General features: G+C 57.1%; 22 protein-coding genes. 12 read left to right on the forward strand and 10 right to left on the reverse strand.

Annotated features, from left to right (window positions below):
* The first annotated feature begins 11 nt into the window (after positions 1-11).
* On the forward strand, positions 12-998 hold the full coding sequence (locus H2O17_RS10680) for an aldo/keto reductase (RefSeq protein WP_182049652.1): 987 nt from the start codon (positions 12-14) through the stop codon (positions 996-998).
* Positions 999-1,083: 85 nt separating this feature from the next.
* On the opposite strand, the gene H2O17_RS10685 is transcribed toward H2O17_RS10680, so the two are convergent.
* Positions 1,084-1,857 carry an HAD-IIA family hydrolase gene (locus H2O17_RS10685; RefSeq protein ID WP_182051051.1) on the reverse strand — a complete coding sequence of 258 codons (774 nt, stop codon included), beginning with the start codon at positions 1,855-1,857 and terminating at the stop codon, positions 1,084-1,086.
* A gap of 114 nt (positions 1,858-1,971) precedes the next feature.
* Between H2O17_RS10685 and H2O17_RS10690 the strand changes: the two genes are divergently transcribed.
* Together H2O17_RS10690 and H2O17_RS10695 are read left to right on the forward strand one after the other, a co-directional pair.
* On the forward strand, positions 1,972-2,775 hold the full coding sequence (locus H2O17_RS10690) for a serine hydrolase domain-containing protein (protein ID WP_182049653.1): 804 nt from the start codon (positions 1,972-1,974) through the stop codon (positions 2,773-2,775).
* A gap of 216 nt (positions 2,776-2,991) precedes the next feature.
* Entirely contained in the window at positions 2,992-4,404 is a 1,413-nt protein-coding gene (locus tag H2O17_RS10695) for an alanine/glycine:cation symporter family protein (RefSeq protein ID WP_182049654.1), read from the forward strand.
* A 77-nt stretch (positions 4,405-4,481) separates the two neighbouring features.
* Here the strand turns inward: H2O17_RS10695 and clpB are convergent, their stop codons facing one another.
* Positions 4,482-7,124 (reverse strand): ATP-dependent chaperone ClpB, encoded by a 2,643-nt coding sequence (clpB, locus tag H2O17_RS10700; RefSeq protein WP_182049655.1) that lies wholly within the window; start codon positions 7,122-7,124, stop codon positions 4,482-4,484.
* A gap of 186 nt (positions 7,125-7,310) precedes the next feature.
* Entirely contained in the window at positions 7,311-7,715 is a 405-nt protein-coding gene (locus tag H2O17_RS10705; protein ID WP_182049656.1) for a GNAT family N-acetyltransferase, read from the reverse strand.
* Between the two features lie 68 nt (positions 7,716-7,783).
* Between H2O17_RS10705 and ybaK the strand changes: the two genes are divergently transcribed.
* Complete coding sequence (gene ybaK / locus H2O17_RS10710) at positions 7,784-8,296, forward strand: Cys-tRNA(Pro) deacylase (RefSeq protein ID WP_182049657.1); 513 nt, start codon at positions 7,784-7,786, stop codon at positions 8,294-8,296.
* Positions 8,297-8,421: 125 nt separating this feature from the next.
* Positions 8,422-8,598, forward strand: coding sequence for an antitoxin (locus tag H2O17_RS10715; RefSeq protein ID WP_182049658.1), 177 nt, complete (start codon positions 8,422-8,424; stop codon positions 8,596-8,598).
* Between the two features lie 170 nt (positions 8,599-8,768).
* Here H2O17_RS10715 and H2O17_RS10720 read toward each other — a convergent pair whose 3' ends face one another.
* The 3 genes from H2O17_RS10720 to H2O17_RS10730 all read right to left on the reverse strand — a co-directional run bounded on the left by H2O17_RS10720 (position 8,769) and on the right by H2O17_RS10730 (position 13,880).
* Positions 8,769-8,972, reverse strand: a complete 204-nt coding sequence (locus tag H2O17_RS10720) for a hypothetical protein (RefSeq protein WP_182049659.1) — start codon at positions 8,970-8,972, stop codon at positions 8,769-8,771.
* A 185-nt stretch (positions 8,973-9,157) separates the two neighbouring features.
* On the reverse strand, positions 9,158-10,159 hold the full coding sequence (gene gluQRS / locus H2O17_RS10725; RefSeq protein ID WP_182051052.1) for a tRNA glutamyl-Q(34) synthetase GluQRS: 1,002 nt from the start codon (positions 10,157-10,159) through the stop codon (positions 9,158-9,160).
* A gap of 274 nt (positions 10,160-10,433) precedes the next feature.
* Entirely contained in the window at positions 10,434-13,880 is a 3,447-nt protein-coding gene (locus tag H2O17_RS10730; RefSeq protein ID WP_182049660.1) for an ExeM/NucH family extracellular endonuclease, read from the reverse strand.
* A gap of 361 nt (positions 13,881-14,241) precedes the next feature.
* Here H2O17_RS10730 and H2O17_RS10735 point away from each other — a divergent pair, with 361 nt between their 5' ends.
* Both H2O17_RS10735 and H2O17_RS10740 read left to right on the forward strand, forming a co-directional pair.
* Positions 14,242-15,459, forward strand: coding sequence for an alpha-amylase family protein (locus H2O17_RS10735; protein WP_182049661.1), 1,218 nt, complete (start codon positions 14,242-14,244; stop codon positions 15,457-15,459).
* Between the two features lie 119 nt (positions 15,460-15,578).
* Positions 15,579-16,703, forward strand: a complete 1,125-nt coding sequence (locus H2O17_RS10740; protein ID WP_182049662.1) for a methyltransferase domain-containing protein — start codon at positions 15,579-15,581, stop codon at positions 16,701-16,703.
* Positions 16,704-16,799: 96 nt separating this feature from the next.
* Here H2O17_RS10740 and H2O17_RS10745 read toward each other — a convergent pair whose 3' ends face one another.
* Both H2O17_RS10745 and H2O17_RS10750 read right to left on the reverse strand, forming a co-directional pair.
* Positions 16,800-17,675, reverse strand: coding sequence for a patatin-like phospholipase family protein (locus H2O17_RS10745; RefSeq protein ID WP_182049663.1), 876 nt, complete (start codon positions 17,673-17,675; stop codon positions 16,800-16,802).
* A gap of 125 nt (positions 17,676-17,800) precedes the next feature.
* On the reverse strand, positions 17,801-19,132 hold the full coding sequence (locus tag H2O17_RS10750) for a DUF4921 family protein (protein ID WP_182049664.1): 1,332 nt from the start codon (positions 19,130-19,132) through the stop codon (positions 17,801-17,803).
* Positions 19,133-19,344: 212 nt separating this feature from the next.
* Between H2O17_RS10750 and H2O17_RS10755 the strand changes: the two genes are divergently transcribed.
* Entirely contained in the window at positions 19,345-20,574 is a 1,230-nt protein-coding gene (locus H2O17_RS10755) for an MFS transporter (protein WP_182049665.1), read from the forward strand.
* 43 nt (positions 20,575-20,617) lie between these two features.
* Here H2O17_RS10755 and H2O17_RS10760 read toward each other — a convergent pair whose 3' ends face one another.
* Complete coding sequence (locus H2O17_RS10760; RefSeq protein WP_182049666.1) at positions 20,618-21,208, reverse strand: hypothetical protein; 591 nt, start codon at positions 21,206-21,208, stop codon at positions 20,618-20,620.
* Positions 21,209-21,342: 134 nt separating this feature from the next.
* The gene (locus tag H2O17_RS10765; protein WP_246311246.1) at positions 21,343-21,738 is read right to left on the reverse strand and encodes a DUF2218 domain-containing protein; all 396 of its coding nucleotides are present in this window, start codon (positions 21,736-21,738) and stop codon (positions 21,343-21,345) included.
* Between the two features lie 405 nt (positions 21,739-22,143).
* On the opposite strand from H2O17_RS10765, the gene dnaK reads away from it, so the two are divergent.
* The 4 genes from dnaK to H2O17_RS10785 all read left to right on the forward strand — a co-directional run bounded on the left by dnaK (position 22,144) and on the right by H2O17_RS10785 (position 26,279).
* On the forward strand, positions 22,144-24,009 hold the full coding sequence (gene dnaK / locus H2O17_RS10770; RefSeq protein WP_182049667.1) for a molecular chaperone DnaK: 1,866 nt from the start codon (positions 22,144-22,146) through the stop codon (positions 24,007-24,009).
* Positions 24,006-24,608 (forward strand): nucleotide exchange factor GrpE, encoded by a 603-nt coding sequence (gene grpE, locus H2O17_RS10775; protein WP_182049668.1) that lies wholly within the window; start codon positions 24,006-24,008, stop codon positions 24,606-24,608. The genes dnaK and grpE overlap by 4 nt, the downstream gene beginning before the upstream one ends.
* Positions 24,609-24,673: 65 nt before the next feature.
* Positions 24,674-25,675 carry a DnaJ C-terminal domain-containing protein gene (locus H2O17_RS10780; RefSeq protein WP_182049669.1) on the forward strand — a complete coding sequence of 334 codons (1,002 nt, stop codon included), beginning with the start codon at positions 24,674-24,676 and terminating at the stop codon, positions 25,673-25,675.
* A gap of 1 nt (position 25,676) precedes the next feature.
* Positions 25,677-26,279, forward strand: coding sequence for a heat shock protein transcriptional repressor HspR (locus tag H2O17_RS10785; RefSeq protein ID WP_182049670.1), 603 nt, complete (start codon positions 25,677-25,679; stop codon positions 26,277-26,279).

The following is a 26,279-nucleotide window of genomic DNA, read 5'->3' on the forward strand; positions in this document are numbered from 1 at the left end:
GAGTGAGCCACATGACACATAAGCAGCTTGTTCCTCTCGGGGAAACCGGGGTTTCCATGTCGCGGCTGACGCTTGGCGGCAACACATTTGGCTGGACCTCGAGCAAAGAAGAAGCCTTCTCTGTTCTGGACGCGTTCCGAGCTGCAGGCGGAAATTCGATCGATACCGCAGATTCATATTCATCGTGGGCTCCCGGCAACCACGGTGGCGAATCGGAAACCATCCTCGGCGCTTGGCTTGCCGAACGCGGGCTCAATGAGGGTGATGGGCGAGATTCGGTAGTCATCGCAACCAAAGTTTCACAACATCCAGAGTTCTCCGGCCTCGCCCCTGAAAACATTGCGGCAGCTTGCGATGCTTCCCTGCAACGGCTCGGACTGGGCTACGTTGACATCTACTTTGCGCATTTCGATGACCCGAGCCAGAAGGTTTCAGACATGGCCGAAGCATTCTCAGCACTGGTCGATGCTGGGAAGGTACGTGCCATCGGGCTCTCTAACTTCTCGCCCGCGCGGATGCTTGAATGGCTCGACTACACCGAACAGCACGAGCTTCATCGCCCAACCATTCTTCAGCAGAAGTACAACTTGGTGGAGCGCCTGACGTTTGAAGCTGCATATGCTCCTATCGCCGCAGAATACGGAATGGCCACCGAATCGTATTACGCTTTGGCTTCCGGATTCCTCACCGGCAAGTACCGTAACGCAGAGGATGCAGCACAGAACGCCGCCCGCGGATCTGCCGCCAAAGAATATGTGACACCCGATGGCCTCGCTGTGATTGATGCACTCGTTGCGGTAGCAGAAGAAGCCAACTCCACTCCAACAACTGTGGCGATCGCGTGGCAGCTAGCGAAGGGAGTATCTTCCCCAATCGCTTCGGCCCGAACGGTTGAGCAACTGCCGGAACTCACGGCCGCACTCGATCTGGATCTCTCCGTCCATCAGGTCATTCAGTTGGACAATGCCTCCCGGCCATTTGCCGTGAAGGAGTCCTGATCACAGGGAAACTGGTCTGAAACGAGAAATGCCGGCACAGCCTCAGGTTGTGCCGGCATCCTTTTCAGATGAGGTCAATGACTCGTCAGATGAGGTCGACGACGTTTCCGATACCTTGGTGGATGAAGTCCGGACGGAAGGCGAACTGCTGGATCTGTTCACGTGTTGTGGAGCCAGATAGAACAAGGTGAGTCTGGAGTCCAGATTCCATGCCAGCCAGAATGTCAGTGTCCATCCGGTCACCTATCAAAGCCGTCTCTTCGGAATGAGCGTCAATCTTGTTCAGGCCGTTTCGCAGCATGACCGGGTTCGGCTTGCCCACGTAGTACGGGGTCTTCCCTGTGGCCGCCGTAATCATGGCCGCCACAGCGCCGGTCGCCGGCAATGGGCCATCAGAAGACGGGCCCGTCACATCGGGATTGGTGGCGATGAATCGTGCACCACCCTCAATCAAGCGGATGGCTTGCGTCAGCAACTCAAAAGAGTATGTTCGGGTCTCACCCAACACGACCACATCGGGATGGTCGTTAGTCATAACAAAACCGCGTTCGTACAGAGCTGTTGTGAGGCCCGCTTCGCCAACAACGAAGGCGCGGCGGTTCTCCGATTGCTTTGCTAGGAACGTTGCCGTGGCAAGTGCAGAAGTCCAAATGTTCTCCTCAGGAACCGACAAACCCGCCGATTCCAGCCGCGCCGATAGGTCGCGTGGAGTGTAGATAGAGTTGTTGGTGAGGACTAGGAACGGTACTTCGCGTTCCCGTAGGCGTGAGATGAACTCCTTCGCGCCTGGAAGAGCCGTCTCTTCGTGGATCAGCACACCATCCATATCGGTGAGCCAGTTCTTGATTTCTCTATTCATCACGCCCCCAGCTTACGGTGCCTCACCTGCGATTGTCTGCGGATTCTTCCGTTCGAGACGGTGTCACACCACTCAAAAGGCAAGTGACCCCACCCCGCGTGGCACACTTGGCATGTGGAAAGACTCGCCGCTGACACCCTGACTTTCGAACACGCCTACGCCGTGGTCGGATCGCCACTGAGGTCAATCACCTATTCGTATGGACACATCGATAAGGTCTTCGAACTGGCCTCAGTCACCAAGCTCCTCACTGCGTGGAGCGCACTCATCGCTATCGAAGAACGTCACATCGATTTCGCTACCCCCGCCGGTCCAGCAGGCGCCACTGTGCGCCATCTACTCGCACATACCTCTGGAGTCCCGTTTGAAAAGGGCGCTATCCTTGCCAAGCCCGGCGCCCGGCGCATCTACTCCAACCACGGAATCGAACTGCTTGGTGAGGTTATCTCCGCACACACTGGCCTTTCCATCAACGAATGGATCACGGCCAAAGTCGTGCGCCCATTACACATGAGGTCGACGACGATCGACGGGTCACCTGCGTATTCGGGCCAGAGTTCGGTGGCAGACTTGGCTTTGTTCGCAGCAGAGGTGCTTCACCCAACTCTTCTCAGCTCCCAGATGGCTCTTGCCGCAAGAACCGTTCAGTTCCCGGGAATCTCTGGCATCTTGCCTGGCTATGGCCGCCAGACGACGAACGATTGGGGAATGGGATTCGAGATCCGCGACCACAAAGATCCCCATTGGACAGGCACCAGCTTTTCTCCCCGCACGTGTGGCCACTTCGGGCAATCCGGATCGTTCTTGTGGATCGATCCGACTATCGCCAAAGCCGGCATCTTCTTGGGCGAGCAGAAGTTCGGTGATGCACATCGCCGCTGCTGGCCTGCATTGACTGACGCGATGCGGGATCTGTAAATATCGCCGCTCTTTGGCCCTAAAGGTACGCCACTTGTGTGGCGCCAACCTAACCACGGTAGGGCTACCACAAATCGCGATAGGGCTACCACAAATCCTGCGGTGTATCAGCGGAATACCAAAGCTTCTCACGAAACCTATTGGAAACGTGATGGGGGTTACCGTGACGTCATCGTTCACGCATGATTTGGAGGTAATCCGATGCACTCACCCGCGATGTCCGTCAGCTCGACCCTCGATGCCATCGATAGCTTTATTTGGGGCCCATGGCTCCTCATTCCGCTGCTTCTTGGCACCGGAATCATTCTCACGATCCGCCTTCGCGGCCTCCAGTTCCGCAAACTTGGTGCGGCCATGCGTTTCGCATTCTTCCAGCGCGATGGCGGAGGAGAAAGCGACGCCGCCCACGGCGATATCTCCCATTACCAAGCACTGACCACAGCACTTGCCGCCACCGTTGGCGTTGGCAACATCGTGGGCGTCGCTACCGCAATCCACCTCGGCGGCCCTGGCGCACTCTTCTGGATGTGGGTCACTGCCCTCTTCGGAATGGCTTCCAAGTACTCCGAAGCTTTCTTGGCAGTTCGGTTCCGCACCACGGATGCCAACGGCCAGCAATCCGGCGGACCCCAGTACTATCTTCGCCACGCGATCAAGGGAAGATGGGGGCAGTTCCTATCGCTGTTCTTTGCAGTGGCCGCGGTTCTGGCATCCTTCGGAATCGGATGCATGACGCAATCTAATGCCGTTGCCGCCCAGCTAGAAAACTCCTTCGGATGGGAGCGCGCGATCGTGGGAATCGTACTCGCTGTGGTGGTCGGTGCGGTCCTCCTTGGCGGAATCACCTCTATCGGAAAAGTAACCTCCGCGTTTGTGCCAATCATGATCGTGTTCTATGTGGGAGGCTGCCTGTACATCTTGGCAGTCAACATCACTGGCATACCTCACGCCCTGAGCATGGTGTTCCAAGGCGCATTCACAGGTGCCGGAGCAACCGGCGGATTCGTGGGATCCACCTTCATAATGGCTATTCAATACGGCGTCGCGCGTGGCATCTTTTCCAATGAATCCGGGATGGGTTCGGCAGCAATTGCCGCAGCAGCAGCCAAGACCAACCACCCAGCTCGCCAAGGTCTGGTCTCTATGACTCAGACCTTTATCGATACGATCATCGTGGTCAGCTGCACCGGACTGGTGATCCTCTCCACGGGAACGTGGACCGGTGACGATCCCGCCACTATGACCTCTGAAGCCTTCACACACGGACTCCCCGGCCAATGGGGCCATTACATTGTTTCGCTGGCACTGGTGTTCCTTGCCGCTTCAACAATTCTCGGTTGGTCCTACTACGGCGAACGCTGCGTTGAACGCTTGGTTGGTGTCCGCGGTGTGCTTCCCTACCGCATCATTTTCACGATCGTGGTGTTCGTTGGCACCACCACACAGCTCACGGACGTGTGGACTTTCGCGGATATCGCCAACGGCCTCATGGCTCTACCCAACCTGATCGGCCTCCTCATCCTTTCAGGCCTCATCGCGAGGGAAACCAAGGAATACTTGGCGCTGGATCCATACCTGCGCCGCGCTGGAAACGAGTTCACCTCGGTGCCAGCCTCCGCAACGGAGTAGATCTACCGCACCTTCGGTATTACCTCTGCGGCGGGCGTGTGGGAGGGTGGATTTTCCACCCTCCCACACAGCTGCCATCAGCCCTCAGACGCGATGACCTCCAGAGTCAGCGAGGACTCGCCTGAACCGGCCAGCAACTCTTCCGCCGACATCGCTGGCGAATCAACCCGCACGGTATCTCCGTCCTTCACTTCACCGGCCAAGAGCCTTCGAGCTAGCTGGTCCCCGATCTCCCGCTGAATGAGCCTGCGCAGCGGGCGTGCGCCATAGGCCGGATCGTATCCGCCCATTGCGAGGAAGTCCCGGCCAGCCCCAGTAACTTCGAGCGTGATCCGGCGCCCCCGTAGCCTTTCAGCGAGCTGCGCGATCTGCAAATCTACGATCTTCCCTATCTCGTCGAGCGAAAGCGGATCGAAGATAATGACGTCGTCGAGCCTATTGATGAACTCGGGCTTGAATGCGGCGTGCACCGCGCCCATTACTTGATCGTGCTTCTGAGCCTCCGTCAGCGAGGGGTCCGTTAACGTCTGCGAGCCAAGGTTGGACGTCATAATCAGAATCGTGTTCTTGAAGTCGACTGTGCGCCCTTGGCCATCGGTCAAACGGCCGTCATCAAGCACCTGCAACAAGATGTCAAAGACGTCTGGGTGCGCCTTCTCAACCTCGTCCAGCAGGATGACGGAGTATGGCCTACGCCGCACGGCCTCGGTCAGCTGGCCACCTTCTTCGTATCCCACATATCCCGGAGGAGCTCCTACCAACCGCGAGACGGTGTGCTTCTCTGAGTACTCGGACATGTCAATTCGGACCATGGCGCGTTCGTCGTCGAACAAGAAATCTGCCAACGACTTCGCAAGTTCAGTCTTACCAACACCAGTTGGACCCAAGAACATGAACGATCCCGTAGGCCGGTTAGGGTCGGCAATACCCGCCCGCGCCCGGCGCACAGCATCTGCCACAGATGCCACCGCGCGCTTCTGTCCGATCAGCCTCTTCCCGATCACATCCTCCATGCGAAGGAGCTTCTCGGTTTCGCCCTGCAACAGACGCCCAACAGGAACGCCTGTCCAGGCTGAAACAACCTCGGCGATCTCATCCGCATCCACGCGCTCCGCGATCATCGGTTCCAACGTGGAGTCACCAGAGTGCTCTTCAGCCGCCTCAGCAGAAGCGATTTCCCTTTCAATTCCAGGGATTTCGCCGTTTTGAAGGCGTCCGGCATCCTCATATCGGCCTTCGCGCACAGCACGGTCAAGTTCAGTGCGCAGTTCGTCTAGACGCACACGCAGATCTCCAACCTTATTACGCCCGGCCTTTTCCGATTCCCAACGAGCGTTGAGCCCCGCCAGTTCCTCCTGCTTGTCTGCTAGTTCCGCACGAAGCTTATCCAAGCGGTCCACGGTACCTGCATCAGCGTCGCCGTCGGTGTCCACCAGATAGGCTTCCTCCATACGCAGGCGATCCACCTGGCGCTGAAGCACATCGATTTCCTCTGGTGAGGAATCCAGTTCCATGCGCAACCGCGAGGCAGCCTCATCCACGAGGTCAATGGCCTTGTCAGGAAGCTGACGGTCCACGATGTAGCGCTGCGATAGCTCCGCCGCAGCCACTAGGGCGCCGTCAGAAATAGTCACCTTGTGATGAGCTTCGTACTTCGGTGCGATTCCACGAAGGATAGCGACCGTATCTTCAACAGAAGGTTCGCCCACGTAAACCTGTTGGAATCGGCGTTCGAGTGCAGGGTCCTTTTCGATGTGCTCGCGGTACTCATCCAGTGTGGTGGCGCCAATTAGCCGCAACTCCCCGCGTGCCAACATGGGTTTGAGCATGTTGCCCGCATCCATTGCGCCTTCGGAACCTCCACCAGCACCCACAATCGTGTGGATTTCGTCAATGAACGTAACAACCTCACCGGCTGCGTCCTTGATCTCCTGAAGAACAGCCTTGAACCTCTCCTCGAATTCACCGCGGTACTTGGCTCCAGCCACCATCGAGGCAACGTCTAGTTGAATCAGCCGCTTGCCTCGCAGCGATTCTGGAACATCACCGTTGACCATGCGCTGAGCGAGCCCTTCTACGACGGCGGTCTTGCCGACTCCAGGTTCGCCAATAAGCACGGGGTTGTTCTTGGTGCGGCGCGAGAGGACCTGCACCACGCGGCGGATCTCCTGATCGCGTCCGATTACCGGATCCATCTTGCCGTCGCGTGCCATCTGAGTCAGGTCGCTGCCGTACTTCTCCAGCGCCTTGAACGTGCCTTCAGGATCAGGAGAATCCACCTTGGCACTACCTCGAACGTTTGGAAGAACTGCCGCGATTTGCTCATGTGTGCCGCCAGAAGACCTCAGGATCTCACCCGCCTGCGATTGCGACTCAGAGATTCCCAGGAGTAGGTGCTCAGTAGAGATATAGGCGTCTCCGAGTCCTGTGGCCTCCTTACTCGAATCAGAAATAACACGCGAAAGCGGCCGTGAAGCATCCGGCTGTTGCACGGAACTTCCTTCTGCGCCAGGCAACGCGGCGATCGCTGCTTCTGTCCGTGCCTTCACATCTGCACGATTCACACCCACGGCCTCGAGAAGCGCAACCGCAATGCCGCCCTCTTGATTCAACAGGGCCGCCAGCAAATGCAGGGGCTCCACCTGCGGGTTGCCGCGATCCGATGCCATGCGAATCGCTTCAGCGAGAGCTTCCTGCGACTTCGTCGTCAACTTGTCCATTAACCTCTCCTTTCTGGTGGGGTTATTCATCAAAGGGACCACATATCCCTGCCAACTACTCGTCTTCTGCGCAGATCGGTTCACGCGGTCACGCACAGCTCACGGTTTCTACAGCAAGGAACGCCTTCAGAGTTGAGTCTATTCCACTCAACTTCGTTTGGTCGATTGTTCCGCCACATCGCGCTCTCAGCGAACCATCCACACCCCTTCTGCCTCGCTAACACGCTCAAAACCTTGAGAAACGAAGAAGCCCACGGCTGCAGCTTCCTCTGGTATCACCGCAAACGCCGGTGAATCACCAATAGCCATACCCAACAGGCGGGTGGCCCACCCTTGACGGCGTATTCCCTCATGGACGAGCAGATCAGTCACGTGAAGCGGCCTCAGATGTCCTGGTCCCACGGCCTCCACCCCAACAAAGCCCACAACCACACCCGAACGCTGCGCAATCCACAACGTGCCGGGCCGCACATGCATCACAAAATGAAGAAATCGTTCCCGATCTGATGCGCTGGCATGCGAGAACGAGGCGAGAGGGTCGACGTCGTCGAAAGACGCCTCGCGTAGCGTGATACGTGATTGTGGGGACATACCACCAACAATGCCACAACGGCATGGCCTCGCTAGGCTGTGAAGGTAAGCGAACAAGGAGTACCTCCATGCCCAAGAAGAAGGACCGCACCCAGAGTGGAACACACGCCCTACAGGCGCTCGAGGACGCTGGCGTGGCGTATGAACTCATCGAGTATGAGCATTCCGAACACCAAGATCGCGGCTACGCCCTCGATACTGCCAAAGTGCTCGAGCGGGACCCCGCCACCATCTTCAAAACCCTCATGACCCTTGTGGACGGGAAACCGGTGTGCGCAGTAGTACCGGCAACCGGGCTGCTCAATCTGAAGTCACTAGCCAAAGCTGCCGGCGGCAAAAGGGCCGAGATGATGGAGCCAGCCAAAGCCGAGAAGCTCACAGGTTACGTCACGGGCGGGATCTCCCCGCTCGGCCAAAGGCGTACCTCCCCCACTTTCATCGACAGCTCCGCCCAGAAACACGAACGTATCGCGGTTTCAGGCGGAAAACGGACGCTCTCCGTTGACGTTTCGCCCCAAGATCTAGCCACTTTGACGCGCGGAAGCTTCGCTCAGATCGCTGACCAGTCACGGCATTTCTGAGAACTGACGGCGGGCGGTTTCAGCATGCGATCTTCTGGCGAAAAGGCTACCAATATGAGCCAAATCACGCTACATTAGTGACTGTGAGTCAGCCGTCTCACACAAGGCGAGGAAGGGAGAGTTCTATGGGTCTATTAGACAAGGCCAAGGACATCCTCAACAGCAGTGACGCTGAGGAAAAGTCGGACCAGATTCTGGACAAGGCCGAAGATTTCGCCAAGTCAAAGCTTGGTGATGATCAGGCAGCCAAAGTCAGTCAGGTCCGGGACGCCATCGATAAGAAGATTGGCGATCAAGGCTAGAACGTCTCGCCTCGACTCACTCGAGAGGCATTGAACTTGGCCGGGAGGGCGCTCACTCCGAGAGGAGTTGGCGCCCTTCTCCTATGCTCTGACCCGATCTCATTTGCTCCCACCCGAAGCAGGGCTCCACATCCGATACAAGCCTTCGCACTCGACGCAGGGCCTTCGCCCTAGAAAACCGCAGCGATCGACCAGGCCACAAGCGCGATTATGAGAATGATGCTGACAAACGCGGCCACAGGAGCCGAACGCGAACGGCGTTTGGGCAGGTAATCCTCACCTGGCACATACCCGCCGAAGTCATACCCACCGCTGATAGTGCGACCGTTTTCGTCTCCCTCGACTTGATCGCCGCCATTGCCCCGAGAATTCATTGGTTCTCCTTCGGATCAACGCATTCATTTCCGCCGAAAATCGGCGCTAATAGCAAGCATACAGTCGAGGAGGCTAAGCGGTGAATTGCGCGCTGATGTGCCGGTACTGTGTTGCGCAATGCTCGGCGGGCGCAGTTCGCGCAGTATGTTGCGGGCACAGGGCCCATTGACAGGTGAAGGTGGAGCTAGCCGCGAACGTTCAGGTACCCCGGCCCTTTGGTAAGCTCCTGCGGATTGATCAACCACGGCTTTCGATGAAGCATCTCAATCTGAAGCCCTCGCGCGAAATCCTCTGCGCTGCGCGCACCCTCTATACCGAGCGACCGTCCCAGCAGTTCCACAACATCCTGCGGGCTCCACCCCAGTGCGTGAAGCTTGCGCAAAGTGACTGCGCCATCACGCTTCGCCAGCCTAACTCCCTCGACGTTGAGCACCATCGGAACATGAAAGTAGCGTGGCGCCGCAGAGCCAAGTACTCGCTGAAGGTATACCTGGCGGGGTGTTGACGGCAGAAGGTCGTCTCCGCGCACAACTTGGGTGACGTTCTCCACGCCGTCGTCGAACACCGAAACGAAGTTGTAGCTGAACACGCCATCTCCGCGACGAATCACAAGGTCATCAACACTACCCGTGTACGGCCCGTTGATCTCATCCACTACGGTCAGGTCCCCGGACCCTCCATCCGGGAACTCCGTTCTCAGGCGCATCGCTGGTCCGCGCCGCATTCCTGCCAACTTCGCCCGGCCCGATTCTCTCTCCTGTTCAGTCAACGCACTGCACGTGCCGGGATAGGAACCCGGCGGGCGGTGGGGAGCTGAGGCGACTTCTGCCAGATCCTTTCTGGTGCAGTAACACTCATACAGGAGTCCCCTGCGCATGAGATCTTGAAAGACTTCCTCATACCGATCGAGGCGTTCCGACTGGAAGATAATCGGACCATCCCAGTCCATTCCAAGCGATTCAAGGTCGCGGAGTTGGCGATCCACAAACTCCGGCCGTGACCTCTCGTCGAGGTCTTCCATTCGGATATCGAAGCGGAGGCCCTCGTTACGCGCCAAAGACCATGCCAGCAACGCGGTGCGCAGGTTACCCAAATGTAAATCGCCTGTTGGCGACGGCGCATAGCGCCCAGCGCCCCGCCTTGCTGGATCGCCAACCGCGGCCACTGAGCCGGCAGGACCGTGCATGTTCGCATCTGCCACTGAGAGCTGCCTTTCGATGGTTGAAACCACCCTAATGCTACGCGGTGGCACGCGTGTGGGTGTGGTGCGAGGTTGTGGGTTGCATTGTGAGGTTGTGGGTTGTGGGTGGCCGGCAACCTCTCCATCACACCTGGCACTGGCACCACGGGTGGGGGTCAGTGTGGGTGGGGGTCAGTGTGGTGGGGGTCAGTGTGGTGGGGGTCAGTGTGGGAGGGGTCAGGTGTGGTGGGGGTGCACCCACCACACCTGACCTACACGCCTACTTGCGGTAGGCGGCTAACGTGTCACTACCAGAACCAAACCAATCACCAGCAACAAGCTGATCAGAAGAACGCCCAAACACAAAGCCTGGACGAGACCCACCAGCCAACCGATCATTCACAAACACACGCGTCCCACGAACAACCGAAACCGAATCAGCCCCATCACCATCAAAATCACCCACAACCGCACGATCCGACACCCGACCAAACGTAAACACCACATCAGCAGACCCACCAGAAGCAACCTGCTTCACCAAGAACCGCGACCCACGCTGCACACCTAGGCCTGCAACACCATCACCATCCCAATCACCCGCAAGCGGAACATCAGACGCCTTGCCGTAAGCCACACTCAGATCAGCAGACCCACCACGCACACGACCATCCACGCTGAAGCGAACATAGAACCTGTTCGATGAGGCAGCCTTGACCGCCACATCATCAGACCCATCCCCATCAAAGTCACCCACAACAGGGATACTGCCCGCCGGACCATACACAATCGAATAACTGGACGCACCCGACCGGTTCGCATCCAAGAACGTATACGTGCGACCAGTACGAAGAACCAGAGTATCTACCCCATCCCCATCAAAATCACCCGACAACACCTCATCAGCAGAGCCAATCTTCGCGGCAAACTCCGTCACAGTCCGAACCAACGAATCCTGGAAAAACACATTCACACCCACAGAACCATCCACCACAGGAACCACACCAGAGGTATCCGGATCCTGAGGGTGAGTGAAACTCCAACTTGAGGTTGAGCCATCTGCCAGCGCGTAGCCGTCAACCGCCTCTGCAGTGACCACGACCGTCTGACCAGAGGCAACCTCAACGGCTCCCGTCACGAGTTCGCCATTTACTAGGTACACAACACCTTCAACGGAAGGGATCGTGATGACGCCGTCGGCGTATGTTGGCGCTGCAGCCTCGACGATGATGGTCTCACCGTCGTCGCCATCAACGTTCACGCCGATCTTGACTGGATCGTGGTCCGAAGAACGGAACTCTGACGTGTCATAGAGCAAGGTGACGTTGTAGTTATAGCGCGAATACTCACGTGCCAACGATTCATCAGCGTTAATGGAGTACACGCCGGCGTCGGTGACCATATCGAGTGCAGCTTCGTTGCCAAGCGCCTGATCCAATGAACCCATCAGACCGGAGTACTGGTACGTGGTCAACGAAAGGTATGAATCATCGTTCTCAGTATCAGCGAGGTGCTGCATCACGCGCGTGTACCCGGCATCGTTGAGCGTGAGGATCGGATCCTCAGCAGAGTACGAATTGAGGTCACCCACGATGAAGACAGGTTCATTTGCCCATTCGTCAGCGATCCATTCCGTCAAGGTTTCAGCCTGAGCCACACGATCAGAGTTGGCGTTCCCTTGCCACTTGTCTGGCGCTGCTGTTCCGCTGCCCTTGGACTTGAAGTGATTAACAACCACCACGAAATCGTCGCCGTAAGGTTCGCCGCTCTCATCTACCGCTTGCCACGTCTGGGCAAGTGGCTCGCGGGCGTTACTGAAGGCCGATGCGCCAATGAGAACTTCGGAATCGCCGATCGGCTCAACTTCCTTCGGCTGGTAAATGAAGGCAAGACGGATGACGTCTTCCTCAGATAGGTCCGGCAAGAGACTCGGGGATGCGACAGCTTCCCACTTCTCATATCCCGCCGCGGTGTTGAGGGCTGCGACCAGCTGATCAACAGAGTAGTCGCGGTCAAAGCCGTTCTTTGCAGAGTTCTCAATCTCCTCAAGTGAAACCACAGAGGAATCGAGCTTGTTGATGGCTGCAACGATCTTCGCCTGTTGGCGGTTGAGGCTTTCGTCGGTTGCAGCACCGCGCACGGTGTCGCAACTGTTGGCCGTGATCGGAGTTCCAGCGCGATCGCTGTATGTGCTGGTGCACCCAACATCGGCCGCAGTGGTGGTGAAGTAGTTCAGAACGTTGAAGCTGGAAATTGATATATCGCCGCCAACTTCAGGGCTGGAATCAGGGCGCGTGCTCGAAAACTCGAAGGAGAGCGCCGAAAGATCCTGACCACTTGCACTGGTCAAAGGCTTGAGCGGCTGCAACCCCCACGTGCTGTTGCGGTAATCCAAAACTGCAGGCTGAGTCTGCGTAACTGCCGCACCTGTACGAACTTCGTTAGCGAGGGTGAGCCAAGAGACCGGAATGGCCTTATTGGTCGCGTTGCTCAAGAAGTTTGTGGTCATGCCATCGTCAAGTGTGATGAGGCGAGCGTTGTTCTGATCCTCAAGGGCTTGAACTGCGCTTTCACCGTCGCGCGTCGGATTGAGAACATCAGTTGGCTGGCGAAGTGGTTCGTCGCCCATTGCAACGCCAATCGTGCCGTATTGGTTTGTCTGGTAGTTGTTGGTCACGGTCATATCGCCCGTAATCTTGACCAACATACCCTCCAAGGATTCACGCTCATTGTCGCTACCCGGCAGGGCTTCGAGTTCAACTGCGGCCGGAACGGCAACACCTTCTGGCGGAGCCTCCTTTGCATAGCTGGAGGCAGTCACCTGAGTTAGGTTGTAGTACTCGCTGACTGCACCTGTCACACTAACGTAGTCACCGATCTGCACCGCGTTGGCAATTCCACTGGACGCCGCGTAAATGAAGATGCCATCAGAGGCTCCAGAGTGGCTGGTGCCGCCGCCGGTACCCGCTGTCTGAAGATAGAGGCCGTTGAACCCACCTGCTGGATAGACGGCCGTAACGTAGCCCTCCGTTGTGACAGTGGTTCCTGTCACAGGAGATGCAGCGCCAGTACCTTGGATGCTAGCGATCGGAGTCACCACATCGGTAGTGGGCGCCGGCGAAGTTGGCGTTGGATCTGGAGTCGGAGCCGGCGGAGCGGTCTCACCCTTGGAATTGGTTGGTGTGGGCGCGCCTTCCGCGAAGTCTGACTCATTGTTGTCTGAGTCGGCACCAGCGGCACGCGAGATAGAGGAACCGGTGGACGGCGCCGCAGCCGCGCTGGTTTCGAATGCCTTATTTGTCCCGAGTCCCACAAAGTCGATGAGATTCGTGGAAGTGTAATCGATATTCCCGCCAGTCGCAGTTGCTGGTAGAGCGCCATTTCCGATGGCGAATCCACCGTTCTTTCCCAGGCCGTCGTTACAGCCCCATAGCTGGTCTGCTCCCGGCAAGTTTGCCTGGGAAGCGGTTGCCATGTGTATGAGGTAGTACCCATTGGCAGGGACAGTTCCCGTTAAGGTCCCGTTATTCTGGCACTGCAGGGATCCACTGGCTGCGTAATAGCCAACTCGAACGCCATCGAGGCTGATCGCTTGGCTCGTGGGATTGTAGAGTTCGACGTACTTGCCGGAAACGTTGATTTCATTGATGACCACGGCGTCGCCGGCCGGCGAGGCCGTGGCTGGAACGGTGCTGAAAGTGGCTGCCACCACTGCTGCTGCAGCGGTCATGGCAAACCCCTTCCCTCTTCCTCTGATACTCACGTGCTTCCCTTCGTTGGGTCTTATCTGTGCCTGTGTGACGCACAGATAACTCAGATACTACGCACAGGAGGTAACGCGAAAGCGATGATTGGATGACTAGTTGGTTTCGCTTCGCTTTTCCAACCCACCCAGTAGCGCTTAGATGAAAGAATTTGCAGATAAACGCCCATTTCAACCCGTGTTTACACGATTCTTCCAACTTTTCAGTACCAGAGACCCTCACAAATCTGTGCTTCAATCTTGAGGATTACTCATGTTATAGAACGATAGGAGGAGGATGCCTGATGTAGCGTTGAGTCCACGACCATCCGTCAGAATGGAGCAGAACGTGAGCCTCATCGATAACACGTTGTGGTGGCAGGTCTTTCCGCTCGGTGCGTGCGGCGCGCCCATTCGGATACGTTCCGGTGACGATTCCGCGCACCGCCTCCCTCGCCTCATCCCGTGGCTTGATCACGTTGTGGATCTGGGGTGCAACGGATTGCTCCTTGGCCCAATCTTCGAATCCGTCTCTCATGGGTATGACACGCTGGACCATTTCCAGATCGATCGTCGCTTGGGTGATCAGAACGACTTCGATGATCTGATCTCTCAATGCACTGAACGCGGAATCGCCGTGATGCTTGATGGAGTGTTCAACCATGTTGCAGTCACGCATCCTCGCGCAGCGCAGCTCGCGGCCACGTCTCCTGATGGCACACCACAGGTTTGGGAGGGTCACAACGAACTCGTGGTGCTCGACCATTCGAAGTCCGAAGTAATCGAACTGGTTGCGGAAGCCATGTTGTACTGGTTGCGGCGTGGCATAGCGGGCTGGCGGCTCGACGTCGCTTACGCCGTCCCATCATCCTTCTGGCGGGAAGTCACTGGTATTGTCCGTGCTGAGTTCCCAGAAGCAGTGTTCCTCGGTGAGGTGATCCACGGTGACTATCCACAGTTCGTAGCCGAAAGCTCGCTAGACACTGTGACCCAGTATGAGCTGTGGAAGGCCACATGGAGTTCGATCCAAACCCGCAACTTTTGGGAACTCGCATGGTCCCTTGAGCGGCATGAGGCCTTTGTTGCCAGTTTTGTGCCGCAGACCTTCATTGGCAATCACGACGTCGAACGAATAGCCAGCCAGGTTGGCGATTCCGGTGCCGTGCTTGCGGTCAGTGCCCTCCTCACGCTGCCGGGCATGCCGTCCATTTATTATGGCGACGAACAGGCCTTCCGTGGGCGCAAGTTGGAGGGCTTTGCTGCCGACGACGAACTCCGCCCTCCGCTTCCTGATTCTCCCGAGGCTCTTTCGGACATGGGTATGTGGATGGAAAACATCTACAAGGGACTCATTGCTCTACGCAAGCAGCGCCCATGGCTCGCACGCGCTCACATCAAGGTTGATGGCAAGCAAAACGAGTGGATCGAATATACGGTGACGCCACGTGATAGTGAAACCGCGGATCATGATGGTCTACACGTACGTCTTGACGTGGACCCATTGGCCCACGTCGCAATCTCAGACCTAGCAGGACATCAGCTGTTTGCTTGGGGAGAGCAGAAATAGAGTGATCTCCGGTCTGACTCGGAGCTGATGGCCATCAGCATTGCGAAGAGCAAGCGGGTGCTGGTGGCAGTGTGCGCCTCCTCGCTGCCTCAATCGCTGCCGCCGAGTAGCCTTGTGCCATGCGCTGTTCCTATTTCGACGCCGGAGTGTGCCTATCCTGTACCCTCATGGGCAGCGATTATTCTGTGCAGCTCGCGCAAAAGAACGCTCGTGTGGCAAAGCTGTTTAGCGATTTCCCAACTCTGAGCTGGCTACCTCCTATGGCCTCAGCGGAATCCCACTTCCGGAATAAGGCCAAGCTGGTTGTGGGCGGAACAGTCAGCGCACCAACCCTCGGGATCCTAGGTCCAAGCGGGCGGGGTGTGGACCTTCAGGAGTGTGGGCTATATGAGCCCGCACTTGCCGTGAGTTTTGAGCCGCTAGTTCGCTTCATCACATTGGCCACCCTGCCACCGTTCGATGTGGCAACTGGACGCGGCGAACTCAAGAACATCATTGTGACCGTGTCTCCTGCTGGCGAGCTCATGGTGCGATTTGTACTTCGTTCATCAGAGAGCATCGTTCGGATTCGGAAGCACTTAACGTGGCTGCTCGATGCGCTGCCTCAAGCTGTGGTTGTCACCGCGAACTTGCTTCCAGAGCGTAAGGCCGTCCCCGAAGGCGCAACAGAAATCGTACTGACAGAGGCGCAGCATCTGCCTATGAGGCTAACAAAAGCCACGCTCAACCTCCGCCCGCAATCTTTCTTCCAGACCAATACTGCTATCGCGCAGGGCCTCTACGATCAGGCCGCCGCATGGGTGGCCAGCATGGAAGGCCCTCTTCACCTGTGGGATCTCTACTGCGGTGTAGGAGGATTTGCTCTCTCCTGTGCTGGGCCAGATCGTAGCGTGCTCGGAGTGGAAATCTCGGAGCAGGCCATCGCGAGCGCGCAGACTTCCGTTGCTGATTCGAACCTTGATGTGCGCTTCCTCGTGGGTGACGCCCTCACGGCCGCCTCCCACGAGGAAGCGGATCCAGACCTTGTGATTGTCAATCCACCACGGCGCGGCATTGGGGATCTGGCCGACTGGCTCGATCGGTCACCGGCCCGCAATGTTATCTACTCCAGCTGCAACGCCGACTCGCTCATACGAGATCTCGCCCAAATGCCCCATTTCACTCCCGTGGAGGCACGAGTCTTTGACATGTTCCCTCAGACCAACCACGCAGAAACGATGGTGCTCCTAGAGCGTGTTGCATAGGATTCAGAGCCCAGTCACGTGCCGCTAGACATGGTCATACCGTGAATCGGGCCGGAAAACGGTGGGACGTTGACGGCCACCCGAATGGCCGGACGATCACATACCCAAGAACTCTTTCAGGCTTGGTAGAAGTCGCTTTGTCTGTTCCATACCTGCGTCGTAGGTGGATTTCAGTTTGGCCACGTTCATTTCGTGATTCGTTATGTTGATCGTCTCGGGTGTGTAGATCCAGGCACGTCCTTGGCGCTCCAGCTCGAAAAGCTGCTGACGCGTGTGGTTGTAGTTCTGCGGGCGCTCAATCAGGCCCTCTGCGATGTGAGGAGTGCGCCTGAAGTACGTCCGAAAGAACTGTGGATTGCGTGGCGCCTTCTTGACATAGTCACGCGGTCGCGTAAGGACTACGACGAAGTTCTTGTACCCATCCTGCATCGCCGCATCCAGTGCGATACCTCCCGATGGACCAAGTGCGCCATCTGCGTAGACTTCGCCATCGATTTCAGTGAAGGGCATAATTCCTGGCATTGTGGAAGAGGCCTGGACCTTGAGCATGAGGTCCTTGTGGTCTGCGATGCTAGCGCGATTCCAATAGACCTCTTCACCATCGCTTACGCGAAAGGCTCCGATGCGAAAGTCAGTGGTACTGGAATCGAATGATTGAAAATCGAAAGGGAAGGAACTTCCCTGTTCGGTGGCCTCATGATAGATGTAGCGCGAATTGAAGTAGCCCTCTCCCCTCAACCAGGAGCGCATACCACCCATATTAGGGTCGCCCACAAATTCGACCCAGGATTGTGCCGAACGCGTGATATCACGCGAAATGTAATTGACGGTGTTTGAGGATCCAGCTGAGATCCCTGAAACGTGTGGGAAGAATATTCCCTGTTCAATCAACGTAACTACCATCGGTGCAGTGGCGCTGGCACGCATTCCTCCACCCTCAAAGATGAGCGCTGTTTCTTCGATCTTCGGCATTGGATCTCCTCCCGTGGCGTAGAGGCAGAGACGGTGACCTCTGCTTCGTGACTCCAACCGTTTCAGTGTATCCATCTCGGACAAGACCGAACCATGTGAGGAAGGCCTATTCAGCCATCACAAACTCACTGCAAGTTGGGGTTGTACTTGAGCGAGTTCACCTTGCAAGAACACTCAGTGGCAATATTGATCGACTGGGCGATTGCACCCTCAGCGCGCAGCTCGAGGAGCTTCGGCACAACCTTGTCCCGCAGCATCCATGGGTCGATTGTGTTTACGTAGATCTTCGTGCCGCCCTCGAATCCAGCAAGTGTTGAGACCCTCCACTTGATAAGGATTCGCCACGGCATGGCAACGTCCAGATCAAGCGGCTTGGAGTACCATTCTTCATTCGTGGGAATAAAAACCCCTGTTGCGGCATGCATCGCGTGAACGAGGTCCGATACGTCCCGAAGTTCCTCTGGCGTGTGTTCCCATGGTTGGCAAGAGGCCGAACGGCTCCACACCTCGAGCGTGGGATAACGGTGGCCGAAGCCTGCGATGGCGATTGCATGCTTGTTCTCGGCAATAACGAGGTTCTGAGAGCTCGCATAATCAACGGCCGCTTCGTTGTAATAGTTCGGGTTGTCGCGAACCTTAGGCGCTTCCATTCGAGCATTCACGGAGCGCTCATCGATCGCAACAAGCTGTTTGTGTAGATGGTCAAATGACGCACCTGCAGGGCGAAGCCAATTCTGGAATACCTGCACATACTTCACGTAGCGGTTCTGAGCGTAAAGATCGCGCATAGCGTCCACAGTAAGCCGCATATACCACTGATGTTCTTGGGGCGTTAGGGTTCCGGAAGAAGCAAGTTGGGAAGAATCATGTGCGCCATCCACATAGTGACGGCGCGAGATAATCACCTCGTGACCCCCACCAAAGAATGGCTGCGCCATTTGAATGCGCTCCCATTCCGTCATTTTCTCCCACTCAGATGTTTCAATATGGGAAGCGGTAGCTTTTTGGTGAACAACTGACAGTGCATGCGCCTTCCCAGCTGGATCAGCGAGGTATCGTTCCATGCGCTCCTGCGCAGCAACAGGCATCTTGTACCCGTAGTTCTTCACCCAGAAGTCGTAAGAGACGATCTCAAAGAGGTTTCCCACCCGGCGGAACTCCCAAGGCTCAGCGAGGTCATCAACCGCCGTCGCGTAGCTGATAACAGCATCGTCGCCAGATCGTGCAATGCGAGCCTTCTCCGGCGGAGTCTCAAGGATTCGGTCAGCGCAGAATGCGCAGGTCTTCCCTGTATCAGCCAAGGGCATGGGGTTTTCCGGGGTTACGTCAAGTGGCCGATTAGCACGTCCCGGTACCGTCCAAATCTCCGTACCTGAAAATGGGTTGAGCTGCTTGATAGTGCCATCTGCGAGGCGAGTCAGCTGGGGCGGGATGGGAGAGGGAATACTCTGGGGCATGATGCGACCTTTGATGTGGCTCAGAATTCGATCCCAATCCTACCTAAGCAAACTGCGCTGAGGCTGGACGACTGGCCCAATCAAGCCTCGCCCTCCTCCGCCAACATAGCTACGCATCTATGGACAATGCACAGTTCTATGCGAGAATAGATTGCTGCTTCCGGCATGGGAGAAGCCCAGCCGATCGGCTGCCCTCACATGGAGGTTGTGCCATGAATCCGCAGTCTTCTGCCTCGAACTCGAGGTTTGAACAGCAGTTCGGTGCGCTGGGCATTGCTCTGGCCGCCGTCGTCGTTGTTGTATCACTGAATCTGCGTCCTGTTCTCACTTCGGTTGGACCCATTTCGGATCTCATCCAAGCAGGAACGGGCCTTTCAACTTCGGCAATGGGCCTTCTAGCTTCCGTCCCGGTCCTGTGCATGGGAATCGGTGCGTTGTGCACTCCATGGATCATCCGAACAATCGGCATGGACTCAGCGGTCGTGGCGGCATTGGTCGCCTTGGGTATCACAACGGCCATACGATCGTTCGTTCCAGGAGCGGGCCTGTGGATTGGCACGGTGGGAATCGGATTGGCGATCGGAGTTCTCAATGGAGTCCTTCCTCCGATCATCAAACGCGACTTCCCGACGCGATCCACAATGGTGATGGGAATTTATTCTGCAGCGTTGACGATGGGTGCTGCGGTCGCCTCCGGCGTGGCTGTGCCCATCGCCGGGGCCACTTCTTGGCGCGTAGCCACCGGAATCTGGCTGGTTTTGGTGGTCATCGGCCTGGCGGCGTGGGCATGGTCAATTCAAGCTCGCGGCAGTCTGATCCGCATCAGTCCTGAGCAACACATTCGGGGTAGCCACATTTCTCACGCACCACGCGTAAATGTTTGGCAGAATCCACTGGCCTGGGCCATCACGAGTTTCATGGGGCTCCAAAGCTTCCTCTTCTACACGTTCGTGCAGTGGCTTCCGGATCTCGAAAAGTCGAATGGGATCTCAGCCGAAGTCGCGGGCGTACATATGATGCTCTTCCAGATCGCTGGGCTGGCCGCAACCTTGCTGGTAACAGCAATTCAAGGTGAGCGCCCCGATCAGCGCTGGGCGGCATTCGCAACTGGCGTGATCTGGTTCGTAGGTTTGGGTGGAATGCTCGCTGCTCCATCTCTCGCACTAACGTGGGCGATAGTCATGGGCCTCGGTTCGGGCGCGTCTTTCAACCTTGCGCTCTCCTTCATCTCCACGCGCACGGTTGACTCCTACCAAGCATCCGCGGTATCTGGAATGTCGCAATCGCTCGGCTACGTCATAGCCGCCATTGGGCCTACGCTTGCAGGCCTTATGGCGGAGTCCCTCAGCTGGGATGCCGTGCTTGTGATGACTGCGGGAGTTGCTGCGGCGATGATGGTTCTTGGAGTAATTGCCGGGCGCCCAGTTAAGATATCGGGCTGACCACCACGCCAACCGACCGTCACGCCAACCGACCGTCACGCCGCTAGAGCCGGTAGCTGCTTTGGATCTCCTGACGCTCATCTTTTGTGAGAGCGGAGATGCTGCGCGCCTTCTTCCACGTGAATCCCGATTCGCTAGAGGCCGTACGCCCCAAAGTGAGGCGCGGCCTACCGAAAATGACAGATTCAGGGCCAGTTTCCAACAAGGGTGCGAGTGCCTGACCAATTGCCTCAGTAGGCAAGCGTGACTCTGCGCGTGCCACAGCAACCTTGATCTCCGCTTCCCCAAGTTTGCCGGTCATAGCCTGCACCGCAGCATCGAACCAATCCTGCCACGGCCGGTTGACCCCACTAACGTAAATAAACGAACCTTCGGCGACGACATCGGAGAACGTCACGTCTAGTCCCGGAGCGTCCGGAAGATCACCGATCGTATCGAAAACGGAATGACCAGACCAGTTGGGCACAAGAGTGTGATTAAGCCATTCGGCCGGCACGGTTCTCAGGCACTCCGGGAGCACTGCTGTAAGTGACGTCAACTCTTGTACGTCTGGGAAAGTGACAACCCACGCGAGTTCACCGAACTCTTCTGGCGAGTAGGGATTGAGGTAATCTGTGCGACTGACGAACTCCATGTGGCAAGTCTAGGCACCTACCCAATGCCACTGGCTAGACGTACGACGCCAGATGCTAGGCGCACGATGCCCGATGCCCGATGCCCGATGCCTGATGCCTGATGCCTGATGCCTGATGCCCGATCGTAGATCTATCAGCTCTGCGAGAGATTAGAGCTTTCTGCGGCTGCTTTTCGAGCCGCACGCTCTGCGGACATCCGCTCCACGTCAGCTTCCGTCAGAGGTCCTTGGGTGGTACCCGGCACGCCGCCATCGCGAATCCATGAGATGCGCAAGGCATCCTTGAAGCCAAAACGTGCGAGATGGATTCCCACTACCTGTTCCAGTTGGTCGCATTCCGAGTCTGCACAGGTGAGTTCCATGACAAGAGCATCGGGCCTGGCCATGAGCACAATTTCTCCACGATCAGCGAATGAAAGGTTGCCATGATCCTCCTCCCAGCTCCCACTGATCTTGCGGCCCATGTGGGAAACCAGCTGCTTCCCGTACCGGGCAGCGCGATCCGTCTCTACTGTTGCAATGGAAATCACAAGAACCTCTTCCAGTAAGGTCTACCTAACCTTTTGGTCCATGGTGCCCCAAGTTGTCGCGATTGTGAAGAGGCAGCACGTGGGGTACTGGTCTCCATTCTGCGTCACGTGGTACCAGAACGTGCCACGCTTATGTCCTATGCTTGGCACACCCACACGGCTTTATTCTGGCGGTTTTCCGGGAAATGGGCAGGAATTATGAGATGTTTGGAATAAATCCCAGTCATCCAAAGTTGAGTTGGGTGGACTCAAGAATGACGGAGTCAAGTGGACATAAGTTGCTTGACGGTCCACACTTGAGTGGTAAGCGAATTCTCGCAGCCAGATAAGAACATAGGGTTTCGGCCAATGGGCCAACCCATTGAGAACATCAGTTCCGTTGACACCAGAACTTAGGAGAACAACATGGCACGTGCAGTCGGAATCGACCTCGGCACTACAAACTCTTGCGTCGCCGTCCTCGAAGGTGGCGAACCCACCGTCATCGCAAATGCTGAAGGCGCCCGCACCACCCCATCGGTGGTTGGCTTCCTCAAGACCGGCGAAGTCGTCGTCGGCGAAGTGGCAAAGCGGCAGGCCGTGACAAACGTCGACCGCACCATTTCGTCCGTCAAGCGCCACATGGGCACAGACTGGACCACCACGATCGATGGCACCACCTACACACCTCAGCAGATTTCCGCCTTCATCCTGCAGAAGCTGAAGAAGGACGCGGAAGCATACCTCGGTGAACCAGTCACCGATGCCGTCATCACCGTCCCGGCATACTTCAACGATGCTCAGCGCCAAGCGACCAAGGATGCAGGCGCCATTGCTGGCCTCAACGTCCAGCGTATCGTTAACGAACCGACTGCAGCCGCACTCGCATATGGCCTCGAGAAGGGCAAGGAAGATGAGGATATCCTCGTCTTCGATCTTGGCGGTGGCACATTCGACGTCTCCCTTCTGGAAGTTGGTAAGGACGACGACGGCTTCTCCACCATTCAGGTGAAGGCCACATCCGGCGACAACCGCCTGGGCGGCGATGATTGGGATCAGCGCATCGTGGATTGGCTCGTTGCGCAGGTCAAGGCGTCCTCCGGCGCTGATCTCTCCAAGGACAAGATCGCGTTGCAGCGCCTGCGTGAGGCTGCTGAAAAGGCGAAGAAGGAACTCTCCTCCGCAGCAACCACCAGCATCTCCTTGCCGTACATCTCCATGTCCGATGCGGGCCCGGTGCACGTTGACGAAACGCTTACCCGCGCGAAGTTTGAAGAGATGACAAAGGATCTACTCGAGCGCACCAAGACTCCGTTCGCCAACGTTATTCGCGACGCTGGCGTCAAGGTCGGCGATATCGACCACGTGGTGCTTGTTGGTGGCTCGACCCGTATGCCGTCAGTCTCTGACGTGGTCAAGAACCTTACGAGCGGCCGCGAGCCCAACAAGAGCGTTAATCCTGACGAAGTTGTGGCCGTTGGTGCCGCACTCCAAGCAGGCGTCATTACAGGTGACCGCAAGGACGTGCTCCTCATCGACGTGACCCCGCTTTCACTGGGAATTGAAACGCAGGGCGGCATCATGACCAAGCTCATCGAGCGCAACACGGCTATCCCAACCAAGCGCTCGGAGACCTTCTCCACGGCGATGGACAATCAGCCATCGGTTTCCATTCAGGTGTTCCAGGGCGAACGTCAGTTCACTCGTGACAACAAGCCGCTCGGAACCTTCGACCTGACTGGAATTGCCCCGGCTCCTCGTGGTGTGCCTCAGATTGAAGTCACCTTTGATATCGACGCCAACGGCATCGTTCACGTGTCCGCACGTGACAAGGCCACCAGCAAGGAACAGTCGATGACCATCACAGGTGGATCGGCACTCCCCAAGGATGAGATCGACCGCATGGTCAAGGAAGCCGAAGCACATGCTGCTGAGGATGAGAAGCGCAAGGAAGAAGCGGAAACTCGTAACCTTGCCGAGCAGACGGTCTACTCGATCGATCAGCTCCTCAAGGACAATGCGGAGAAGATTCCGGACAACGTTGCCACTGAAGTCAAGGAAGCCGCAGATAAGGTCCGCGAAGCACTCAAGGGTGAAGATTCCGAAGCTGTTAAGGCTGCCCTTGCCGAACTGAATGAGAAGTCTCAGGCCATCGGCCAAGCTCTTTACGCGAATCAGTCAGCCGAGACTGACGGATTCACTGCAGCAGGCGAAGCCGGGCGCGCGTCAGCTTCAGGAAGTGACGACGACGTCGTCGACGCCGAAATCGTTGACGAGGATGACCAGAAGTGAGTGAAGAGAACATCAATGCCGAGGGTGAGGAACTGAACCAAACCCCTCAGCCAGGCGAAGGTGAGAGTAGCGAAGCGGCCGAATCCGCAACGCCACCCGAACCTGCCGAAGCCAACGGTGAAAGCGAGGCCGAACAGCCGATTGATCCGCTGAGTGAAGCGATGAATACCATCACGTCACTCGAAGATCAGCTGGCTCGAAGCAACGCTGACAACTACAACCTACGTCAGGAGTACAACGGCTTCGTTCGTCGCTCCAAGCAAGACGGCGCAAATAGGTACGAAGAAGGCATGGCCCATGTCATCGAGAGCCTGCTCGCTGTGCTTGATGACATTGCGCTGGCACGCCAGCACGGTGACCTCGAAGGGCCAGCTGGGCAGATCGCTGAGAAGCTTGAACAGACTCTCAAAGTCAACTTCAATGTGGACAGGTTCGGAGCCGAAGGCGATGAATTCGATCCTCAGGTTCATGAGGCTTTGATGCATCAGACCTCGCCTGACGTCACAATTGAGAAAGTCAATGTGCTCATTCAACCTGGGTACAAGGTGGGGGAGAAACTCCTGCGCGCTGCGCGCGTCGGAGTGATTTCGCCAGCGTAGGACAACAGTTGGTGCGCCGCCCACACGCCTGGGCGGCGCACCTCGTCAATAGGAGGTGAGGCGTGATGGCAGCCAGTCAAGATTGGATGCAGAAGGACTTCTACAAGGCCTTGGGAGTGTCAAAGGATGCCTCCGAGGATGAGATCAAGAAGGCCTACCGCAAGCTTGCCCGCCAGTACCACCCTGATCGCAATCCCGGCGACAAGGCGGCTGAAGAGAAGTTCAAGGAAGTGGGAGAGGCCTATCAGGTTCTCTCTAACTCTGAAGACCGCAAACAGTACGATGCGATCCGTTCGCTCGGTGCGTCGGGCTTTCCACGTGGTGCTGCCGGAGGTGATACGGCAGGGTTTGAGGACATCTTCTCCCAGATGTTCGGCGGTGGTAATCCCAACGTCAAGTTCTCCACCAACACCGGCGGTAACGCCGGTGGATTTGAGGACATCTTCTCGATGTTTGGCGGAGGTGGGTCGCAATCTGGATCGCGGTTCGGCTTTGGCTCGACCCGGCGTCCAGAGCGCGGCGCAGACATCGTGTCAGAGGTTTCCATCCCCCTCCGCCAGGCAATTGCGGGCACCACGGTCAAGATGACCACTACTCGCGGCAAATCGATTACGGCCCGGATCCCTGCGGGTGTTCACGACGGTCAAAAGATCAGGATTGCCGGAAAGGGCAATCCCGGATCGAATGGCGGTCAGGCCGGCGATATCATCGTGACCGTTCGAGTTGAAAAGCACCCTGTATTCGATGTCAAAGACTCGGATGTCTATGTGGACCTTCCCGTTTCCTTTGGAGAGGCGGCCCTCGGTGCCACCGTGGAAGTCCCAACTCTTGACGGCAAGACGGTATCAGTGAAGGTCCCCGAAGGTTCCTCCACAGATAAACTGCTGCGAGTGAAAGGTAAGGGAATGCCGCAGGGCCGACACGCTCACGGCGATCTGTATGTGCGGCTCAAAGTTGTAGTCCCCCGCCAGATGTCGGATGAAGCAAGGCGAGCAGCAACTCTCTTTGCTGCGGCGACTCGCGACGCGGATCCCCGTGCCGATTTCATGAGCTTGGCGAGGAGTTGACATGACGGCGAAGGCCGGGCGCGACGCCCCAATCCTTTCTGTCTCCGTTGCGGCGGAGCTAGCGGGTATGCACCCCCAAACGCTGCGGCAATACGACAGGTTGGGGCTCGTCCCGGCCAAGCGAACGCGCGGTGGTGGGCGCCGGTATAGCCTCGCCGATGTTGACAAACTTTTAGAGATTCAAGAACTCTCCCAGACAGAAGGAATCAACTTGGCAGGGATCTCGCGGATCATGGAACTGCGAGATGAAGTCGAGGCTCTAAAGAAGCAGACAGCAAAGTTGCGCCAAAGGTTGCACCAGCAGCAGATGATGATGGAAGAGCGCCTAATGCTCGAACAGCGTGTATTTGCGGCTGGCGAGGATGGAGACGTGGTCATGTTTGCCCGGGCTCAAGAGCTGCGCGAACGCCTCCGCGAGGAGGCTCACCAAGTACTACGCAACTCAGGAAGTTCACATCACGAAGGCTCCGAACTGGTGCTCTGGCGGCCGTATCCGGTTTCCGCGCGCGTGTTCACGCTGCCCGAACCCGAGTTTGACATCGACGCCGATTCCATTGAGCTTGGTTTGACGCTCGATGAGGCTGAAGACTTCTACCACGACTGA

Source organism: Changpingibacter yushuensis, assembly GCF_014041995.1.
Lineage (GTDB): Bacteria > Actinomycetota > Actinomycetes > Actinomycetales > Actinomycetaceae > Changpingibacter > Changpingibacter yushuensis.

What these genes read in the sequence shown, in the direction of transcription:
- ybaK (WP_182049657.1), top strand. Translation starts at nt 7,784, where the DNA reads ATGCCCAAGAAGAAGGACCGCACCCAGAGTGGAACACACGCCCTACAG.
- H2O17_RS10685 (WP_182051051.1), bottom strand. Translation starts at nt 1,857, where the DNA reads ATGAATAGAGAAATCAAGAACTGGCTCACCGATATGGATGGTGTGCTG.
- clpB (WP_182049655.1), bottom strand. Translation starts at nt 7,124, where the DNA reads ATGGACAAGTTGACGACGAAGTCGCAGGAAGCTCTCGCTGAAGCGATT.
- H2O17_RS10730 (WP_182049660.1), bottom strand. Translation starts at nt 13,880, where the DNA reads ATGACCGCTGCAGCAGCAGTGGTGGCAGCCACTTTCAGCACCGTTCCA.
- H2O17_RS10785 (WP_182049670.1), top strand. Translation starts at nt 25,677, where the DNA reads ATGACGGCGAAGGCCGGGCGCGACGCCCCAATCCTTTCTGTCTCCGTT.
- H2O17_RS10740 (WP_182049662.1), top strand. Translation starts at nt 15,579, where the DNA reads ATGCGCTGTTCCTATTTCGACGCCGGAGTGTGCCTATCCTGTACCCTC.
- H2O17_RS10755 (WP_182049665.1), top strand. Translation starts at nt 19,345, where the DNA reads ATGAATCCGCAGTCTTCTGCCTCGAACTCGAGGTTTGAACAGCAGTTC.
- H2O17_RS10720 (WP_182049659.1), bottom strand. Translation starts at nt 8,972, where the DNA reads ATGAATTCTCGGGGCAATGGCGGCGATCAAGTCGAGGGAGACGAAAAC.
- dnaK (WP_182049667.1), top strand. Translation starts at nt 22,144, where the DNA reads ATGGCACGTGCAGTCGGAATCGACCTCGGCACTACAAACTCTTGCGTC.
- H2O17_RS10680 (WP_182049652.1), top strand. Translation starts at nt 12, where the DNA reads ATGACACATAAGCAGCTTGTTCCTCTCGGGGAAACCGGGGTTTCCATG.
- H2O17_RS10760 (WP_182049666.1), bottom strand. Translation starts at nt 21,208, where the DNA reads ATGGAGTTCGTCAGTCGCACAGATTACCTCAATCCCTACTCGCCAGAA.
- H2O17_RS10705 (WP_182049656.1), bottom strand. Translation starts at nt 7,715, where the DNA reads ATGTCCCCACAATCACGTATCACGCTACGCGAGGCGTCTTTCGACGAC.
- H2O17_RS10695 (WP_182049654.1), top strand. Translation starts at nt 2,992, where the DNA reads ATGTCCGTCAGCTCGACCCTCGATGCCATCGATAGCTTTATTTGGGGC.
- gluQRS (WP_182051052.1), bottom strand. Translation starts at nt 10,159, where the DNA reads ATGCACGGTCCTGCCGGCTCAGTGGCCGCGGTTGGCGATCCAGCAAGG.
- H2O17_RS10745 (WP_182049663.1), bottom strand. Translation starts at nt 17,675, where the DNA reads ATGCCGAAGATCGAAGAAACAGCGCTCATCTTTGAGGGTGGAGGAATG.
- H2O17_RS10715 (WP_182049658.1), top strand. Translation starts at nt 8,422, where the DNA reads ATGGGTCTATTAGACAAGGCCAAGGACATCCTCAACAGCAGTGACGCT.
- H2O17_RS10750 (WP_182049664.1), bottom strand. Translation starts at nt 19,132, where the DNA reads ATGCCCCAGAGTATTCCCTCTCCCATCCCGCCCCAGCTGACTCGCCTC.
- H2O17_RS10780 (WP_182049669.1), top strand. Translation starts at nt 24,674, where the DNA reads ATGGCAGCCAGTCAAGATTGGATGCAGAAGGACTTCTACAAGGCCTTG.